Source organism: Pseudomonas sp. KH_021 (assembly GCF_057838865.1).
In genome coordinates, this window is sequence record NZ_CM174477.1 from 4050507 (window position 1) to 4065167 (window position 14661).

Genomic DNA, 14661 nt, shown 5'->3' on the forward strand with positions numbered 1-14661 from the left:
CCGAGGAGCCCGCCATGCCTTCGCCCACTCTTCTCCTCTACCGCCGGTGGCCGTGCGGGGTCTGGCTGCTGGGCTGGGTGATTGCTGGCCTGCTCGTGCTCTGGCTTTGGTCATGGGCCGACGAGTCGCATGAGACAACCCACACGTCGGACGCCACCGCTGCCCAGCACCCGGCCGGCCCACCTTGGCGCTATGGACGCATGAATGCGCGCTTCACCATTGTCGAATACGCCGACCTCGAATGCCCCTACTGCAAGGCCTATGACCCCATCCTGCGGCATTGGATCGACCAGCACCCGGAGGTGAATCTGCAATGGCACCACCTGCCGCTAGCCATGCACGAGCCGGCAGCGACTCGACAGGCGCGTCTGGCCGAATGCATCGGCGAGTCCCACGGCCATGAAGCGTTCTGGCAAGCCATCACCTGGATCTACCAGCACACCCCCAGCGACGGCCAGGGCCTGCCGCCCGACACCGAGTACCACGGCCAGGACCCAACCGTGCAAGCCTGCCTCGCCAGTGAGCGGCCCGACACCATCATCCAGGGGCAGGCCAACGAAGCACGCCACAACGGCGTGAGCGCCACCCCGACCCTGCACCTGATCGACCACTACAGCGGCCAGTCACTGACCCTGGCCGGCCCGGCCGAAGGCGACGCGTTGCTGTCAGCCTTGGACCTATTGGTGGCCAACGATACAGCGCCAAGAACAGCACAACCTCATCACCAAATGCCTGCCGACGTCGTCGGCGACATGCCCAGATAGCCCGCGGTCTTCAAGGCTATGGCGCGGTTTCGACCGCGCTGACTGCACGCCAGTTCGCCACGCATCCCCCGATGCGAACGGCCATCCGCGCAAGCGGTGGTGGATGCCTATCGTCACAGTCCCCGGAGGGTCCGCCCTCCAGGGACGGCTGCCTCCGATTCCTGAAGGAGGTTCCCATGTCCACATCTCTCGCCATGATCAGTGGTAGTGCTTCACTCAATCCCGTCGGCACACCGGACGACGACCAAATCATCGAACAGGCATTGCTCATCCTTGAGCAGCGCGTATTCAAGCGTGGCCCCTCGCTGCAAAGCCCGCTGGATGTACGCAATTTCCTGCGGCTGAAAATCGCTGCACAGACTTGAGCAAAAAATATCTGGCACGCTCATAGGTTAAAATAGCCGGAAGGCTTGGCAGATGTTTCTCCCCGTAAATTGAGCGACTGCTGACTTAAGCCAAGGAGAGAAAACTTATTCCAATCTCATGCTATTAATCCAAATCTCACAAGCAATTTCCCGGCGATACCCGCATGGTTTCGTTAAAAGTGCCCGTAGGCAAGTTTGGTATTAGTCCCAATGCGTCGCATGAGAAGCTGACGGCGACGCTGGCGGATAAGGATAACCTGGACAACCCCAAAGAGTTCGGACGGGCGCCAGTGAAACCCGCCTATCTGGCACGCATGAAGCCAGGCAGCCAGGACTACAATTTCGCCTTACATTCCGTCCGAGATCATCCCTCAAGGACTCCCGGACCTTAGCGATCCCTCGCCACGGTGACCTCCTGACGGGTTGGCATGCCCCTACAACTGGGGCCAACCCTTGAAGCCCACAGGTAGAGAGCAAGCCGCATTGGCCTGCTGACAATACGACGACGCGTACTGCATGGGCATACGTCTGTCAGTAAGGCCAGAAGCTATGACCCCCGCCCACGCACCAACAAACAAAAAACACATCAGAATTGTTTTTATTTTCATGTTTTTTCTCCGCATGCACAACCACGCCCTGGTTCTCAGGCCGGAACGCAGTCATACGATTAATCAGACGCCAATTCTTTTCTTGTACGTTTACTTCTGGGTTCGTGAAGCCAATTCAACCCCTAATCGAGGAGTCAACTGAATTTAGGACAAAAGCTGGGGATACGCAATGTTTTACAAACGAACAAAATTGTTTTTTAATCTAGCGTAGCTACAACCTTGTTCTCCGAAGCGAAGCACTGACCTCGCCTTCCCTTCCAGACACCGCTCGACAGAGCGCCCCAGCACAGGACAGACCATGGCTTCGCGTCAGATTCTTATCGCTTCCGCCGTCCGCACGCCCATCGGATCCTTCGGTGGAGCATTGAAAGATATCCCCTTAAGCACGCTCGCAACCACGGCATGCCGTGAGGCGCTGCTGCGTTCGAACATTGATCCACAAGAGATCGGTCTGGTGACCATGGGCAATGTGGTCCCCACCGAACCCCGGGATGCCTACCTGAGCCGGATCGCGGCGATTGATTCCGGTGTACCGCTGCACGCGTCGGCCTTCAACGTCAACCGCCTGTGTGGTTCAGGCTTGCAGGCCATCATCAGCGCGGCGCAGAGCATCCTGTTGGGCGACGTCGATGTGGCCATCGGGGCCGGCGCCGAGAGCATGAGCCGCGGGCCTTTCATGGTGCCAGGTATGCGTTGGGGCAGCCGTCTGGGTGACACCCCGATCATCGATTACATGAACGGCATCCTCCATGACCCCTGGGGGAATTTTCACATGGGTGTCACCGCCGAGAATGTCGCCGAACGCTACGGCATCAGCCGCCAGCAGCAAGACGCGCTGGCCCTGGAGAGCCAGCGCCGGGCGGCGCGCGCCTCCGCCAACGGCTACTTTCGGGAGCAAATCGCCGCAGTCGAAATCAAGACCCGCAAAGGCACTCTGCTGTTCGATTGCGATGAACATATCCGCCCTGAATTGAGCCTGGATCAATTGGCGGTGATGCGGCCGGTCTTCCGGAAATACGACGGCACCGTCACGGCTGGCAATGCGTCCGGCCTGAACGATGGCGCAGCAGCCCTGGTGCTGGTCGAAGAGCAGCGTGCCAGCCAGCTTGGCCTGCAACCGCTAGCTCGGCTGGTCGGTTATGCCTGCGCCGGGGTGGACCCGGCCTACATGGGTATCGGCCCAGTCCCGGCGGTACGCAAGGTACTGGAGCGCACTGGACTAAGCCTTGCACAGATCGATGTGATCGAGGCCAACGAGGCCTTCGCGGCCCAGGCCTGCGCGGTGATGCAGGAACTCGACCTCGATCCGCAAAAGGTCAATCCCAATGGCTCGGGCATTTCGCTCGGCCATCCGATCGGCGCCACCGGCGCGATCATCACGACCAAAGCGATTCACGAATTGCACCGCAGTCGCGGTCGCTATGCCCTGGTCACCCTCTGCATCGGCGGCGGTCAAGGTATTGCTGCCATCTTCGAACGACTCTGACGGCAATAACAACAGGAGCAAGCAGATGCATATCAGAACGGTAGGTGTGATTGGCGCTGGCACCATGGGTAACGGCATCGCGCAGGTCTGCGCTATGGCTGGGCTCAGGGTGATCATGCAAGACGTTTCCGGGGCAGCGCTGGCCCGAGGCCTCGCCTGCATCGGTAAAAGCCTGGACAAGCTAGTGCAGAAGGAAATTCTTGACGAGGAGGCACGGCAGGCGGTCCTGCACCGCATTCACAGCAGCACCGACAAACAGGCGCTTGCTGACAGCGATCTGGTGATCGAGGCCGCGACCGAAGCTCAGGAGCTGAAGCTGAAGATCCTCGCGGAGATTGGCCAAATCCTGCCTGAACACGCGTTGATCGCCAGCAACACCTCTTCGCTGTCGATCACCACACTGGCTGCTGCCAGTGGTCGACCGGATCGTTTTATTGGCATGCACTTCTTCAACCCGGTCCCGGTCATGGCACTGGTAGAGTTGATTCGCGGCCTGCAGACCAGTGATGAAACCCAGGCCACGGCAGCAGCATTCGTCGCGCAGATCCACAAGACCGCCCTCTGCGCTAAAAACAGTCCGGGCTTTGCGGTCAACCGCATTCTGGTGCCAATGATCAATGAGGCGGTATTCGTACTACAGGAAGGCCTGGCCAGCGCTCAGGACATTGACGACGGCATGCGCCTGGGCTGCGGCCACCCGATCGGCCCTTTGGCGCTGGCCGATCTGATCGGTCTGGATACGCTGCTGGCGGTCATGCAAATGCTTCATGAAGGCTTCAATGACTCCAAATATCGCCCTGCTCCGCTGCTACGGGAAATGGTCGCTGCCGGTTACCTTGGTCGCAAAAGCGGTCGTGGTTTCTTCCGTTACGCCTAATCGCCAAACGCTCACTGCCAGCGAGAACTTTCATGGACTTCACCCTGACTCAAGAACAGCGCGAACTGCAGCAAAAAGTGCGCGATTTCATCGCCACTCAAGTCATCCCTCGCGAAAAAGACTCTCGTTGCGGCCCGCACGGTCCTGACGAATCGCTGCGCCGAGAGCTGATAGAACTGGCCAGCGCTGTCGGCCTACTGTCCGCTCACGTCTCCCCCCATTATGGCGGCCTAGGCCTGGATCACCGCGCCAAGGCGATATTCTTCGAGGAAGCCGGCTATTCCACGCTTGGCCCGGTGGCGCTGAACATCGCCGCTCCCGACGAAGGCAATATGCACCTGCTTGAAGCCGTCGCCACCGACGATCAGAAAGAACGCTGGCTGCGCCCGCTGGCTGCCGGGCAGATACGCTCCTGCTTCTGCATGACCGAGCCGGACCCCGGCGCAGGTTCTGACCCCTCGATGCTGCAAACCACGGCGGTGCGTGACGGCGACGATTTCATCATCAACGGCCGCAAGTGGTTTATCACCGGTGCCGAAGGCGCCAGCCTGGCAATCATCATGGCCAAGCTTGAGGACGGCCGCGCCACCATGTTTCTGGCCGATATGAACAGTGCCGGGCTCCATATCGAACGTAGCATGGATTCGCTCGACACGTGCTTCCCGGGGGGCCATTGCGTAGTGGCCTTTGACAATCTGCGGGTACCGGCCAGCGCAGTGCTCGGCGCCCTCGGCGAGGGGTTCAAATATGCTCAGGTGCGTCTCTCCCCGGCCCGCCTGACCCACTGCATGCGCTGGCTCGGCCAGGCCCGTCGCTGCCACGACATTGCCGCCCGCTACGCCACCCGGCGCGTGGCCTTCGGCAAGGAGCTGGGCCGCCACGAAGGGGTCGGTTTCATGCTCGCCGACAATGAAATGGACCTGCACAGCGCCCGCCTGGCGATCTGGCACACCGCCTGGGTACTGGATCAGGGCGACTTGGGGTTGACCGAATCGAGCATGGCCAAGGTGCTGGCTTCCGAAGCCACCTGGCGCATCGCTGACCGCAGCGTGCAAGTACTGGGTGGCCAGGGCGTGACCGGCGAAACCATTGTCGCGCGGATCTTCGCCGACATGCGGGCGTTCCGTATTTACGATGGCCCGTCGGAAGTGCATCGCTGGAGCCTGGCCAAACGCATTTTCAAGAAATACAGCCAATGAGCGCCGCCATCCAAGCGCCCTTGCAGGCGTATATAGCCGCCCAGACCGGTGCCCGTGCCGTGGAGTTCAGCGAGTTCAGACTGCTGTCGGGCGGCGCCATTCAGGAAAACTGGCTGGCGATCGCGCAGATCGCCGGTGGGCCACTGGCGGGTGAGTTGCAACTGGTGATCCGCTTGGACGCCGCCAGTGGCGTAACAGTTAGCCATGGCCGCGCTCAGGAATTTGCCCTGCTCAGCACCGCGTTCGACGCTGGTGTCACAGTGCCCGAACCATTGTGGCTGTGCAGCGACCCAGCGGTGATCGGCCGGCCGTTCTTTGTTATGCGCCGGGTCGGCGGGCAGGCAGCCGGGCATGTGCTGGTCAAGGATCTGAAATTAGCAGCGGACCGCCCTGCCCTCACCCGCAAATTGGGTGAAGAGCTGGCTCGCATCCACTCCATCCGCCCGCCTCACCCCGAACTGAGCTTTCTGCCGTTGAGCGATGAAGTGCCGGCGCTGCATTCGGTGCAGCGCTACCGAGCGTTTCTTGATAGCCATCGCGGCGCCTACCCGGCACTTGAGTGGAGCCTGCGCTGGCTGGAACTGCATGCCCCACCGCGCGATGAGTTGGTGCTCTGCCACCGGGATTTTCGTACCGGTAACTACATGGTCAACGAACAAGGCCTGACGGCGATTCTGGACTGGGAGTTCGCCGGCTGGAGCGACCCACTGGAAGATATCGGCTGGTTCTGTGCCCGCTGCTGGCGATTTGGCCGCGTTGAACTGGAGGCCGGCGGCGTAGGCTCGCGCGAGGATTTCTACCGTGGCTATGAGCGTGTCAGCGGGCGTTCCCTGCCACGCGAACAGATCCATTACTGGGAAGTCATGGCCCACATGAACTGGGCCATCATCGCGCTGCAACAGGCCGAGCGCCACTTGTCCGGTGAAGAGGATTCCTTGCTGTTAGCCCTGACTGGGCAACTGGTACCCGAGCTTGAATACACCCTCTTGCAGATGACGGAGATGCCTTGATGCGCGACGAACCCACGGGCGAACAACTGCTGGACAGCGCCGAGCGACTGCTGCGCGAGCAGCTGTTGGCATTACTCCCGACCAACCAGCGCCAGGCCGGGCTGATGATTGCCAAGGCCATGGGCATCGCTGCGCGCCAACTGCGCAACGGCGAGGAGGCGCTACGCATTGAACGGACTGCGTTGTCTGCGCTATTGGGGCAAGATGGGCCAGCGGAACAGACCGAACTGACAGCGCAGTTGCTGGATGGCAATCGCAAGCTCTGCCGCTTGATCCGCGCAGGCGATGCCGACGCTGGCGAACGACGACAACAGGTCTATACCCACCTGATCCAGGGCACGCGGCAAAAGCTTGCTGAAAGCAACCCGCGCGCCCTGGCAAGCCAGACATGAGCGGCCCCGAACGGCGGCGCATCTACCTGATGCGCCACGGCGCCGTGAGCTATTTCGACGCCCAAGGGCAACCCCTCGACCCGCGCAACGTGCCGCTCAATGCCAGCGGCTGCGAGCAAGCGGAGGCAGCGGCACAAATGCTAGCCGGGGTGCCCTTCGATCGGGCGATATGCTCCGGCATGCCCCGCGCCGAAGAAACCGCACGCCGGGTGCTAGGCGAGCGCTCGCTGCTGTTGCAACACGACGAGCGCTTCAAGGAGATTCGCGCCGGACGACTGCGCGAGATTGCCCCTGAGCAACGCGAGCAAGCCATCGCCTTCGCCTATGATACGGCTGACGAAGCGCACAGCCGCTTTATCGGTGGCGAGCAATGGCAAGCTTTCGCCCAACGGGTACTGGAGGGTTGGGTGCAGTTGCTGCGCAGCAGCGACTGGTCGAACCTACTGCTGGTCGCCCACGATGCCGTGAACCGGGTCATCCTCAGTCATATCGCCGGTAGCGGCCTCACCGGGCTCAAAGCCTTCGAACAAGATCCTGCCGCCATCAATATCCTCGAGGCCGATCCTTGCCTTGAAAGCGGCTCTGACGGCAGCCCGCGCTGCCTGATTCGCTGTATCAACCTTGCTGCCTATGATCCGATTCGTCAGCACCAACGCCTGACAGTCATGGAACAAGTCTGGCGCAGCTACCGACCGCGTTCAGCGGCCGCCGACCAGGAGTGACCCGATGTCCACCCACCCGCTTGTACTGGAACACAACGGCGCCATCAGCCGCCTGCGTTTCACCCAGGCAGACAGACTGAACGCAATCGACACAGCGATGGCCAGCGCTTTTCTGGAGGCTTGTCGGGCGGTTGCCGATCGCCCGCAAACCCGTGTGCTGGTGATCAGCGGCGAAGGCCGCGCGTTTATGGCGGGCGGCAATGTCACCCAGTTTCAGAGCGCACCGCAGCAGGTCTGTGAGCAACTGATTGAACCCATGCATGAGGCCCTGTTGTTGCTGGCCGAGTTACCGGTACCGGTGCTCGCCAGCCTGCACGGTGCTGTCGCCGGTGCCGGCATGAGCCTGGCCATGGCCTGCGATCTGGCCATCGCCGCCGACAACAGCCGCTTCACCTTTGCCTACCCAAAGCTGGGCGCCAGTTGCGATCTGGGGATATCCTGGCATTTGCCGCGGCTGGTGGGCTTGCGCAAAGCCCTGGAGATTGCCTTGATCAGCGACCCGCTAGACGCCGCTCAGGCGCTGAACCTGGGATTGGTCAATCGGGTTGTGCCTCTGGCGGAACTGGAGCAGCAGACCCAAGCGTTTGCCGAGCGCTTGGCTGTCGCCTCACCGATTGCCTTGGGCCAACTCAAACAACTCTTGCGCCACTCAGGCGAGCGGGATTTCGCCGCGCAACTACAGGCCGAACAGCAGGCGTTTGGCCGCTGCATTGCCAGTGCTGATTTTCATGAAGGGGTCGATGCGTTTTTAAACAAGCGCCCGGCGAGCTTCAGCGGCCACTGAGTGCTGCACCTCGCGGGCCGTATCGTACGGCCCGCGAGAGTTTGATTACAGATCGATCACCAGCCGCGCGCTGAGCGACCGCGAGCAGCAAGGTGTGAACCAGTTCTCGTCGTTACGTTCCTTGTCCGAAAGTACCTGGTCACGGTGATCCGGCCGGCCCTCCAGCACACGGGTGATGCAAGCCCCGCAAATGCCTTGTTGGCAGGACGTGGAGATCTCCACACCATCGGCCTCCAGCACCGAAACGATGCTGTCGTCCTCACCGATCACGTAGACCTTGCCCGTGCTCGCCACCTGCACTTCGAAGGACTGGTCGGCCGAGGTGTCCACCGCCTTGGCCGCAAAGTACTCGAAATGCACCCGTTCATCCCGCCAGCCCGCCGCCCTGGCGCTGCTGGTGACGAAGTCGATAAAGCCACCAGGCCCACACACATACAGATGCGTGTCGGCCGGCTGCGCCGCCAGCACGGCGGGCAAGTTCAACGCCTGCCCGGCATCGCCATCGTCGTAATGCAGGTGCACGCGTTCGGCAAACGGGGCGTCGGCGATGCGCTGACGAAAAGCCATGCGCTCGGGCGAGCGCGCGCAATAGTGCATCTCGAACTCGCCGCCGCTGTGGGCCAGGCGTTCGGCCATGCACAGGATCGGCGTCACACCGATGCCACCGGCCAGCAGCAATGCGCGCTTGCCCGCCACCAGCGGGAAGTGATTGCGCGGCGGGCTGATCCGAATCGTCTGACCTTCCTGCAACTGCGCGTGCACGGCCGCCGAGCCGCCACGCGATTGCGGGTCGAGCAGCACGCCGATGATGTAGCGATGCTGTTCGCTGGGGTCGTTGCACAGCGAATACTGGCGCACCATCCCAGGGCTGATTTCCACGTCGATATGGGAACCTGCGCTGAACCCCGGCAAGTGACCATTGAAGGGTTCCAGTTCCAGCGTGACGATATCCAGCGCCTCTGCACCTTTGCGGGCCAGGCGTACATCGAGATAAGTAGAGTCCATCACTGGATGCTCCTGTTTCTGGTTCTTGGAATTCAGTTGGCAGTGGCCAGCCGGGTACGGATGTCAGCGCGCAAGCGGTCCTTGCGGATCTTGCCCGAGGCGGTGCGCGGGAAGTCCTCGACGATGATCAGGCGCTCGGGATACTTCTGGCGCGCCACACCAACGACGCTGACCTGCTCGATCAGGTCGTCCAGGCTCAACTCCTGGCCCGGATGCAGGATTACATAGGCACACAGAGTTTCGCCCAGACGCTCATGGGGCATGGACACCACCGCCGCCTCATCGATGGCCGGGTGCTGATGAAGGATGTCTTCGACTTCCTTGGCACTGATTTTTTCGCCGCCGCGATTGATCAGATCCTTTTTCCGGCCGGTGATAATGATGCTGTTGTCTGCAGTGACGTGGCCCAGGTCACCGGTGGCGAAAAAGCCTTCGGCATCGAAGCATTCAGCGGTCTGCTCGGCATCGGCATAGCCCAGAAACATAGCGGCGCCGCGCACGCAGATTTCACCCTCCGACCCCTTCGCCACTTCATGGCCATCGTCATCGAGCAGGCGGACCTGGTAATCGATGATCTCGCCATCGCTGCTAGCAGCCTGCTCAAGCTGCTCCGCACCGACAAAGCCCAGTGTCACCAAGGGGGCTTCGCTGGAGCCGAATACCCGAAAGGCGCGACAGTTCTCCAGCACTTCGCTGGCCTTGTGGATCAGCGCGGGCGGGACTTCCGCGCCGCCACAGGCAAAGCGCTGCAGGCTGGGCAGGCGCCGCCCCTGACGTAGCGCCTGAGCCAGCAGTTCATGCAGGAACGGGGTGGCGCCCAGGCCGATGGTGACCTGCTCACGCTCGATGATGTCGAGCGCTTCGAGAGCGTCCCAACGGTCCATGAACACCGTGCGCGCATTCAGGTAGAACGGCAGCTCGAGGGCGCTCAAGCCGGTCACGTGGGTGACCGGTGACGCCATCAGCAGCACTTGCGGCGAGCCATCGGTCCAGTGCTCGAAGGCCCGCTTGATCCGGGTCGGCCCGGTGTTGTGCGAATGCAGCACGGCCTTGGGACGGCCAGTGGTGCCGGAGGTGTAGAGAATCAGTTTGACGGCATTGGCGTCCACCGACTCCGGCACCTGAATCGGCTGGTTTTCAGCGAGCATGGCCTCATAGCTGTCTGGCCCTGCATCGCCCCCCCGAACCTCGGCCAGCACCTGCAGTGCTGGCAACTGCTCTGCCAGGCGCCGGTACATGGCGGCAAAATCAAAGCCACGGTAGTCACCAGCGAAGAACACGGCCTTGGCCCCGCAATCGGCCAGCATATAGCTCACCTCGGCATCACGGTAAATCGGCACGATGGGCACGATTACCAGCCCCAGCGCGCTGGCGGCCAGATCGATCACCGCCGCCTCGCGCCAGTTGGGCAGTTGGAATGCCAACACATCACCGGCGAGCAGCCCGCGTCGTTGCAGGGCACCTGCCAACAGCCAGGCGTCTTGCAACAGGGCATCGACCCGGCATGGCTGGCCGTCGAAAACGTGGGTGATGCGCGAAGGCTCCTGCGCTGCAATCGCCACTGCGGATTCAGCGACAGTACGGCCCATCCATTCGCTGCAACCGCTGTAACGCTGCTGGATATCGTCGTCCAGGCGCACGCGCCAGCCACTAATGTCCTTACGCATGGGCAGGCTCCTCCACACAGTCCAGAGACAGTTCGATAAAGCGCGCCAGGTGCTCGTCATGGCGGCCAAACAACGCGGCGTTGACCATCAACCGGCGGAAGTAATGACTGACCTCCAGCTCTTCGGTGATGCCGACACCGCCGTGCAATTGCACCGCTTCGTTGCCGATCCTGCGCCCGGCGTCGCTGATGTAGCTGCGCACGCCGTGCAGCAGCCGCGCTCGCTGACCGGCGGGTTCGGTCATGGCGCGCTGGGCGGCGCGGGTCAGCGCACGGATCTCCTCGGTCAGCAGGTAGAGGTCGGCCATGCGATGTTGTAGGGCCTGATTGGCCGCCAGCGGTTTGCCGAACTGTTGGCGCACCTTCAGATAATCGGTGGTGATGCGCAGCAGGCTGCTTGCGATCCCCAAGACTTCGGCACACAGCGCCACACTGGCCTCATCGCGCACCTCGGCCAGGGCCGTCTCCGCCGACGGCGCGCCCGCCTGCGGATGCAGCAGCGTCACCGTGGCATTGTTGAAACGCAGGTTGGCCGCGCCGCGACCGTCCACCAGGGCAAAAGCGCTGCGCTCGACGCCGGTTGCGCTGGCCTCGACCAGGCAAATATGCAGCTGACCCTGGGTATCGCGAGCAGGGACCAGAAACTGGTGGGCAATGTCGCCATGCAAAACCGCAGGTTGCTCGCCCGTGAGCTGGCCATCTTCCAGCCGGCAGAGCTGCTCGGTGGCGCTGTTGGCACCAAAGCCCGGCACGATGATCAGCCGCCCTTCGGCGATGGCCGGCAGCAACTCGGCTTGTTGCTGGGCCGAGCCTTGCTTGCGCAGCAACGAGACGGCCAGTACCCCACTGGCTAGAACCGGTTCGAGCAGCAGGCGACTGCCTACTACTTCCAGCACGGCGCCCACGGCCACGGCATCGCCGTCCAGGCCGTCCTGCTCTTGCGGCAGGCAAAGGCTCAGCCAACCGAACTGGGCGTATTGCTGCCAGGTGTCGGCGCAAAAGCCGCCCGGCAGGGCCAGGCGCGGCGCTCGCTTGAGCATGGCGTACTGGTCTGCGCCGTAGCGCTCCAGGCTGTCACGCAGCATGCCGATGGTTTCGATGTCTGTACTCATAAGCCCAATACCACCTTGGCCAGAATATTGCGCTGGATTTCCGAAGATCCACCGAAAATTGTCGCAGCGCGGTTGTAGAAGTGTTCCTTGAGGATACCGCCGGCGTCGGCCGGCCCCAGTGGCGGTGCACCAGCGCTGTGCAACGCCTGCACGTCGAAGGCGATGCCGGCCGGCCCCAGCAGGTCGACCAGCACCTCGGCGACCTCCTGGTACAGCTCGGTGCCACGGATTTTGATCAACGAGGCTTCACCGCCGTTGTCGCTGCCTGCGACCATGGCCTCCACAGCCTGGTAAGCGACTTCCTGCAAAGCCATAAAACGCAATTCGAAGCGGCCGATGCGCTGGCGCAGCAATGCCTGATCGATGGGCCTGTGACCTTGGGCATCCGCTTCGCGCGCCAGCTTTTTCAGGCGATCGAGCACATGCCAGGCCTGACCGACGATGGCACCGGCGGTGCGCTCATTCTTTAGTAAAAACTTGGCGTAATGCCAACCGGCGCCTTCCTGGCCGACCAGGTTCTCGGCCGGCACACGCACGTTGTCGAGCCAGACCTCGTTGACATGGGCGTAACCGTCCATGGTGTGGATCGGCTTGACGGTAATGCCGGGGGTTTTCATATCGATCAATAGAAACGAGATGCCGCTCTGGGGCTTGCCCTCGTTGCTGGTGCGCACCAGGCAGAACAGCCAGTCGGCCCATTGCGCGTAGGTGGTCCAGACTTTCTGGCCGGTCACCACATAGTAATCGCCGTCGCGAACCGCCTGGGTGCGCAGCCCTGCCAGGTCGGAACCGGCGTTGGGCTCCGAGTACCCCTGGGCCCAGAAATCCTCCGTGCTGAGGATGCCGGGCAAAAAGCGCTGTTTTTGCTCCTCGTTGCCAAAGGCGTAGATCACCGGACCCACATACTTGACCCCGAACGGGATGATCCAGGGGCAACCCTGGCGCGCCAGTTCATCTTCGAACACGAAGCGCTGCAACAGTGTCCACTCCTGGCCGCCGTGGGCCTTGGGCCAATGCCCCGCTACCCAGCCCTTGCTTTGCAGCAAGCGCATCCACTGAACGTAGTCGTCCTTGTCCAGCACCTGATGGCGATGGGCCTTGTCTCGCAAGGCGGCGGGCATTTCATGTTTACAGAAATACCGCACCTCTTCGCGCAGGCCCTCGGCCTGCTCGCGTACTTGATTGTTCATGACAGGTCTCTTCACGTGAGAGGTAAGCACGGCCGAGGCGCTGCCCCGGCCGGCAAAATTACGTGTTCAGCCCCAGGTACTTATCCAGGGTCAGATGGTGATGACGAATGCGGCTTTCCTGATAGGTGGCCAGGCTCACGGTCCCCTTGCGAGAGGTTTTAAGCCCCTTGGTCATGGCATCCAGGTTATTCATGTCCTGATCGAACACCGGCCCCAGCGCGCCCAGCTCAGGGGCATCGGCGAACGCGCATTCGTCCGGCAGACGCACAAGCTTGGCGCCGGCCGGGCGAGGCGAACCTTCTGGGTAACGGCCAAGCAACCAGACGTCGAACAGGCAGGCCTCGTGGTTATCGCCATCGGGAATGGCGCGGTAAACGATGTTGGCGTAATAGCCGGCCCAAACCTGCGTGGTCGGGAAGATCGAATAAAGGATGGCGTCCTGCAGCTCCGCCAACGTGGCATGAGACAGGTCGACCCCGGAGGCTTCAGAGAAGATCTTGCGGTTCAGCTCGCCGATGTACTCGCGGGTGCTCATGCCTTCGGGCAGCACGTGCTTGCTGCTGTCGGAGTCGGCCATGCGCCCGGATTCTTCAAGGATATCGTGCAGGATCAGCGCTTCATCCACGTCCTTGAGGTTGGAACTGGTTACGGCCATGGGCGTGACGCTGCGGCTGATGTTGTCGCCGTACATGTCGTACTGGCTGTCCACGCAACCGGTGAAGGTCATGATCTGCGGGTGCGTGGCGCGCGTGTGCATGGATTCCATGAACGCCTCCTGGGCCACCTTCCAGTTGCAGGCCATGCGCCGTTGCACGTGGGCGATGGACACCGAGCGATCGAGACTGTAATCGCGAAAGTGCTCGGGCAGAACGTCCAGGTGTTCGAGCAGCGGCTTGGCCTCCAGATCCGGGTTGATAAACACGAAACCGGCCCAGCTCTGCACCTGCACCTGCGGCAGTTGCAGCTCGCAGGGTTTGAGGTGCTTGAAATCCCAAGTGGTGGGCATGCTCTTGAACTCGCCCTGCAGGTCCCAGGTGAAGCCGTGGTACGGGCATTTCAACTGGTTGACCGCCCCCCCGCTCATGCGCAGGGCGCGACCACGGTGCAGGCAGGAGTTGTAAAAGCCACGAATGACGTCGTCCTGGCCCCGCATGACAATGATCGAGGTGTTGACGATGTCATACACAACATGGTCACCGGGCTTGTTCAGGTCCTCTTCGCGGCAGACCATCTGCCAGGCCTTGGTCCACAGCTTTTCGGTTTCCAGCTGGTGAAACCAGCGACTGTTGTAGCGTTCCACCGACAGGTCTTCGTCACCGAAACCGGGGAAATTAGGTTTCAGATATTCCGGTACAGGTACCTTCTCCTCGGTCAGCAACTGCTGGAAGAGGTTGGGGTCGCCCGCCAGTTCCGGTGGAAGGACGGTGAATTTCGCATGTTTGGGATTGTTCATCTCGCTGCCCTCTTGTTTTTATGGTGGC

The 14661-nt window shown here is 61.8% G+C and carries 14 protein-coding genes; 9 read left to right on the forward strand and 5 right to left on the reverse strand.

The annotated features are described in order from the left end of the window. The first annotated feature begins 14 nt into the window (after positions 1–14). The 9 genes from AC3IX4_RS18605 to AC3IX4_RS18645 all read left to right on the forward strand — a co-directional run bounded on the left by AC3IX4_RS18605 (position 15) and on the right by AC3IX4_RS18645 (position 8207). A complete protein-coding gene (locus AC3IX4_RS18605) occupies positions 15–764 on the forward strand; it encodes a DsbA family protein (protein WP_489256867.1) in 750 nt (249 codons plus the stop codon). Between the two features lie 176 nt (positions 765–940). Then, on the forward strand, positions 941–1129 hold the full coding sequence (locus AC3IX4_RS18610; RefSeq protein WP_489256868.1) for a hypothetical protein: 189 nt from the start codon (positions 941–943) through the stop codon (positions 1127–1129). Between the two features lie 906 nt (positions 1130–2035). Continuing rightward, the gene (locus AC3IX4_RS18615) at positions 2036–3223 is read left to right on the forward strand and encodes an acetyl-CoA C-acyltransferase family protein (RefSeq protein WP_489256869.1); all 1188 of its coding nucleotides are present in this window, start codon (positions 2036–2038) and stop codon (positions 3221–3223) included. A 25-nt stretch (positions 3224–3248) separates the two neighbouring features. Then, positions 3249–4100, forward strand: a complete 852-nt coding sequence (locus AC3IX4_RS18620) for a 3-hydroxybutyryl-CoA dehydrogenase (protein WP_489256870.1) — start codon at positions 3249–3251, stop codon at positions 4098–4100. A 32-nt stretch (positions 4101–4132) separates the two neighbouring features. After that, entirely contained in the window at positions 4133–5299 is a 1167-nt protein-coding gene (locus AC3IX4_RS18625; protein ID WP_489256871.1) for an acyl-CoA dehydrogenase family protein, read from the forward strand. After that, the gene (locus tag AC3IX4_RS18630; RefSeq protein ID WP_489256872.1) at positions 5296–6309 is read left to right on the forward strand and encodes a phosphotransferase family protein; all 1014 of its coding nucleotides are present in this window, start codon (positions 5296–5298) and stop codon (positions 6307–6309) included. Before AC3IX4_RS18625 ends, AC3IX4_RS18630 begins: the two co-directional genes overlap by 4 nt. After that, positions 6309–6701 carry a DUF6285 domain-containing protein gene (locus tag AC3IX4_RS18635; RefSeq protein WP_489256873.1) on the forward strand — a complete coding sequence of 131 codons (393 nt, stop codon included), beginning with the start codon at positions 6309–6311 and terminating at the stop codon, positions 6699–6701. The genes AC3IX4_RS18630 and AC3IX4_RS18635 overlap by 1 nt, the downstream gene beginning before the upstream one ends. Continuing rightward, the gene (locus tag AC3IX4_RS18640; RefSeq protein ID WP_489256874.1) at positions 6698–7423 is read left to right on the forward strand and encodes a histidine phosphatase family protein; all 726 of its coding nucleotides are present in this window, start codon (positions 6698–6700) and stop codon (positions 7421–7423) included. The genes AC3IX4_RS18635 and AC3IX4_RS18640 overlap by 4 nt, the downstream gene beginning before the upstream one ends. Before the next feature lie 4 nt (positions 7424–7427). Then, positions 7428–8207 carry an enoyl-CoA hydratase/isomerase family protein gene (locus tag AC3IX4_RS18645; RefSeq protein WP_489256875.1) on the forward strand — a complete coding sequence of 260 codons (780 nt, stop codon included), beginning with the start codon at positions 7428–7430 and terminating at the stop codon, positions 8205–8207. A 45-nt stretch (positions 8208–8252) separates the two neighbouring features. Here AC3IX4_RS18645 and AC3IX4_RS18650 read toward each other — a convergent pair whose 3' ends face one another. Genes AC3IX4_RS18650 through AC3IX4_RS18670 form a run of 5 tightly spaced genes read right to left on the reverse strand, consistent with a single transcriptional unit; the run spans position 8253 to position 14633 of the window. Beyond that, complete coding sequence (locus tag AC3IX4_RS18650) at positions 8253–9212, reverse strand: PDR/VanB family oxidoreductase (protein ID WP_489256876.1); 960 nt, start codon at positions 9210–9212, stop codon at positions 8253–8255. Between the two features lie 32 nt (positions 9213–9244). Next, on the reverse strand, positions 9245–10879 hold the full coding sequence (locus AC3IX4_RS18655) for an AMP-binding protein (RefSeq protein ID WP_489256877.1): 1635 nt from the start codon (positions 10877–10879) through the stop codon (positions 9245–9247). Then, entirely contained in the window at positions 10872–11990 is a 1119-nt protein-coding gene (locus tag AC3IX4_RS18660; protein ID WP_489256878.1) for an acyl-CoA dehydrogenase family protein, read from the reverse strand. Before AC3IX4_RS18660 ends, AC3IX4_RS18655 begins: the two co-directional genes overlap by 8 nt. After that, the gene (locus AC3IX4_RS18665; RefSeq protein ID WP_489256879.1) at positions 11987–13180 is read right to left on the reverse strand and encodes an acyl-CoA dehydrogenase family protein; all 1194 of its coding nucleotides are present in this window, start codon (positions 13178–13180) and stop codon (positions 11987–11989) included. The genes AC3IX4_RS18660 and AC3IX4_RS18665 overlap by 4 nt, the downstream gene beginning before the upstream one ends. Before the next feature lie 58 nt (positions 13181–13238). Then, positions 13239–14633 (reverse strand): aromatic ring-hydroxylating oxygenase subunit alpha, encoded by a 1395-nt coding sequence (locus tag AC3IX4_RS18670; RefSeq protein WP_489256880.1) that lies wholly within the window; start codon positions 14631–14633, stop codon positions 13239–13241. Positions 14634–14661 lie beyond the last annotated feature (28 nt).